Annotated in this window: 2 protein-coding genes; both read right to left on the bottom strand. The window is 60.7% G+C overall.

Translation table 11 applies throughout. The features are described from left to right. Positions 1 to 410: 410 nt before the first annotated feature. The gene (locus AC1DSN_RS22350) at positions 411 to 1,238 is read right to left on the bottom strand and encodes an alpha/beta fold hydrolase (RefSeq protein WP_477297822.1); all 828 of its coding nucleotides are present in this window, start codon (positions 1,236 to 1,238) and stop codon (positions 411 to 413) included. A 124-nt stretch (positions 1,239 to 1,362) separates the two neighbouring features. After that, on the bottom strand, positions 1,363 to 1,572 hold a 210-nt coding region (locus AC1DSN_RS22345; RefSeq protein WP_477332994.1), incomplete at its 5' end, for a hypothetical protein.

Here is a 1,572-nt window from a genome sequence, read left to right as displayed (position 1 = left end):
TCCGTGTTGAGCAGGCCCTTGCCGCCGCCGTGGCCGCCGTGGCCGCCGCGAACGTGCATCGTGGGCATCGGATTGACGCTGGGCGTCGAACCAATCGTAGTCATTTACGGTTTCCTTGCTGTGGTGGTCTTCCGTGTCAGCAATGGGCGTGCCAAGTTGGTTGGGATGGCTGTGGGGTGCGGTTGTGACGGGATGTCGGCGCTGGGGGGAGCGCTTCGCCGATGAATCGGCTCCTACAGGGGGCATATTGCGTCGGGACATTGACTTTGTGCGTCAATTTAAAGCCGGCGATTAGTTGCGTCGGGCGCAGGACACTGCGAAAAGTGCGGAAAAAATGCGACCGTCGACATGCATCGTGGCCCGAAGGTGCGGATACACCCCTAGCCACGAAGACACTAACGTGCGCGGATTCAGCCCTTGATGAAGGCGAGAAGGTCCGCGTTGATCGTATCGGCATGCGTCGTCGGCATGCCGTGCGGGAAGCCCGGATAGATCTTCAGCGTGGCGTGCTTCAACACCTTGGCGGAAAGYACGCCGGCATCCTTGTACGGAACGATCTGGTCGTCGTCACCGTGGAGGATGAGCGCGGGCTTATCGATCTTCTTCAGGTCGTCATTGAAGTCGGTTTCCGAGAACGCCTTGATGCAGTCGTAATGCGCCTTGGTGCCCCCCATCATGCCCTGACGCCACCAGTTGTCGATGACGCCCTGCGACGGTGTCGCGCCGGGGCGGTTGTAGCCGTAGAAGGGGCCGGACGGCACATCGCGGTAGAACTGCGTCCGGTTCGCCGCAAGCGCGGCGCGGAGACCGTCGAAGACCTCGATCGGCAAGCCATCGGGATTGGCAGCGTTCTTCACCATGATCGGTGGAACGGCGCTGAGCAGTGCGATCTTCGCCGTGCGCTCCAGTCCGTACTGCGCGACGTAGCGAGCGACTTCACCACCCCCGGTGGAATGCCCGATGTGCACTGCGTTGCGCAGGTCGAGGTGTTCGGTGAGCGCGGCCAGGTCAGCGGCGTAATGGTCCATATCATTGCCTTCCTCCGTCTGGCTCGAACGGCCATGCCCACGGCGGTCGGCGGCGATCACACGAAAGCCCCTGCTGAGGAAGAACAGCATCTGCGTATCCCAGTCGTCGGCCGAGAGCGGCCACCCGTGACTGAAGACCAGCGGCTGGCCCGTGCCCCAATCCTTGTAGTAAATCGTTACGCCGTCTTTCGTGGTGATCGTGCCGTCCATACAACGCTCCTGACTTAAGGGAAGCGGACGTGGCAGCGCCAACGCCCGCGGAGGTGGCGGATACACGGGGAATGTTTGTTCAACCGAAGGATGTTTTATTGAACAAAACGTTTGCACAACGTCGTTATTCGGCGCCTGACGACGGCACGTCGCGCACGACCTCGGTCAATTCGCCCGTATCGATGTTGTAGAAAAATCCGTAAACATTCACATGCGCAGGCACGCCCGGGCTGGAACGAACCAGGTCGACATCGTATTTCAGCGATGATTCGAAGTCCGAGATGCTGATACTGCCCCGGTCATATGCCCCGGAGATGTCGACGCCGTGCTCATG

Source organism: Luteibacter sp. P4_D7_3 (assembly GCF_056401735.1).
The sequence above is the reverse complement of the archived record's forward strand: the minus strand, read 5'-3'. Positions and strand labels throughout refer to the sequence as shown.